This is a genomic window from Phormidesmis sp. 146-33 (assembly GCF_052939515.1).
The window spans coordinates 1-1,740 of sequence record NZ_JBJPHU010000269.1 but is presented as its reverse complement, the minus strand read 5'-3'; the positions used below and the strand labels follow the sequence as shown (position 1 = coordinate 1,740).

General features: G+C 47.3%; 4 protein-coding genes. 2 read left to right on the top strand and 2 right to left on the bottom strand.

What is annotated here, in order from left to right; all coding sequences use genetic code 11:
* Positions 1–78: 78 nt before the first annotated feature.
* Together ACJ2PR_RS35845 and ACJ2PR_RS35840 are read right to left on the bottom strand one after the other, a co-directional pair.
* Positions 79–780: a transposase family protein gene (locus ACJ2PR_RS35845; protein ID WP_446880632.1), complete on the bottom strand. Its 702-nt coding sequence runs from the start codon at positions 778–780 to the stop codon at positions 79–81.
* 15 nt (positions 781–795) lie between these two features.
* A complete protein-coding gene (locus tag ACJ2PR_RS35840; RefSeq protein WP_446857782.1) occupies positions 796–1,011 on the bottom strand; it encodes a hypothetical protein in 216 nt (71 codons plus the stop codon).
* 165 nt (positions 1,012–1,176) lie between these two features.
* Here ACJ2PR_RS35840 and ACJ2PR_RS35835 point away from each other — a divergent pair, with 165 nt between their 5' ends.
* Entirely contained in the window at positions 1,177–1,398 is a 222-nt protein-coding gene (locus tag ACJ2PR_RS35835; RefSeq protein WP_446880630.1) for a hypothetical protein, read from the top strand.
* Between the two features lie 12 nt (positions 1,399–1,410).
* Positions 1,411–1,674 carry an ABC transporter substrate-binding protein gene (locus ACJ2PR_RS35830; RefSeq protein WP_446880631.1) on the top strand — a complete coding sequence of 88 codons (264 nt, stop codon included), beginning with the start codon at positions 1,411–1,413 and terminating at the stop codon, positions 1,672–1,674.
* Positions 1,675–1,740 lie beyond the last annotated feature (66 nt).

The window sequence follows — 1,740 nt, the reverse complement described above, 5'->3', positions numbered from 1 at the left end:
CATCGGGGTTTGAGGCTATTTCTATCAGGAATTAATGTTGTTCATAGCACCGCCTAGAAGCAAACCCCATTGCTGATTTCAAAAGTCGTAAGTTGTGAAATCCAGGTTGCCTAACCGCAATCTGACTAGTCCACAAATGGCTAAGACCACAACTGAATACACTCGCGACTCCAAGCGAAACCGATTCGTCAAAACCCGAAAGATTTTCAAGCGCCGAATCAAGTGTTCAATGAAGATGCGTTGGGCAGAACTGACCCGGTTTTCCTGCTGTTGAGTGTCGCTCAATTCCCGATGCTTGGGCTTTTTGTGAGGCGTGGTGGTGTGCTCTGCCCCTTGATAGGCTTTATCCCCCATGAACTGCTGCCGGGAGTCGAACTTCTGTTGTTGGCGGCGCAGCAGGCTAATATCACTGGTTAGACCTGGCACTGCTGGAATCACATCTACGATCTCTCGCCCGTCAGAGGTTCCTGACACTTGCGTTTTCTGCGTGTGCTGCTTCTTTTTGCCTGAATAATATGTCTCCTGAACCTGGGAGTCTGAGGGACGTTCTCGCGCCTGCTCCGTGCTGTCGGCTAACAGCACCTCATCTTGCAACAACTCTTGCACCCATGCCCACAACTCTGGGTCGTGCCCAAACTGCTCATACAAACTCGCCGGGAGCACTTGCCTGATCCACCTCAACCCTTGGTGGAACGCTTGGTTCGCCTGCCCCTGCGAGACCTCAAAGATCATGCCTAGCACGCCAAAGGTCGGGTCGTGCCGCAGATGAAATAAACACAGTGCGATCTCTTCGAGTTACCCGCAAGGGGTCGTGGCTTCCAAGGTAAACACTTCAGGTCGCCCGGCACCTGCTGCATTCACTCGCACTTTTTGAGCTTCCACCACCGCTTGCTCTTGGGCATGAAGCTTTCTGACTGGCTCAATTAGACGGTTAAACTCCTCAAAACTGATGCCCAAAATCAATTCACTACGCTGGGGGTAAGTGCGGATATAATCAAGAGGATTTTTCATGGGATGGTAAGGGGTGAAAACACCGTTTTACCATCTTTTTTTGCCTCAATTTAATTGTTGAACAGGTCTATTGGAAATCCTTGGTCAACCGAAAGTTATGCCTTACTTTCTCGCATTGCTCCAACGATCGTACTATCGCGTGATTTTACTTGACAGAAAAGGCTGATGGCACTTGCTAAAGTACTCGCTAAAGAAGAGAATGGTCAGAAATTAATTGCACAGTACCAAAAGCGCATTCAGAACTTCAAACAAGCTTTAGGCGATCGTCGTGATCAAATTCAAGTTTCTGTTGCTGGGATGTTTCCTGAGTTTGTTCACGGCTACGGAGAGCAAAGTACAGTAGGGATGATTCTTAAAGATCTTGAGCTACAGCGTCCGCCCTCTTAAAGCGAGAATGTTATCTATGCGCCACAGTCCCTTTCTAAAGAAGAGATATTAGCGATCGATGGTGATGTTCTATTCTTTTTAACAAGGGAAGGAGAAGCAGGTGCGAAAACGGTGTTAGGGAGGCTTGCTCGCGATCCTTTATGGCAACATCTCAAAGTAGTTCAAAAGAATCAAGCTCATCTTGTATCTTACCAATGGCACAGCGGAGATATTTTTGCAATTAACGCCATTTTGGACGATCTCTACCAATATCTCATTTCTAAAAAGTCCGTCTAGCATTCAAAAAAAGGGCGTTGCATAATAGAGGGATGAATGAGGGTGTTGTACTATGCAGTGTCGATA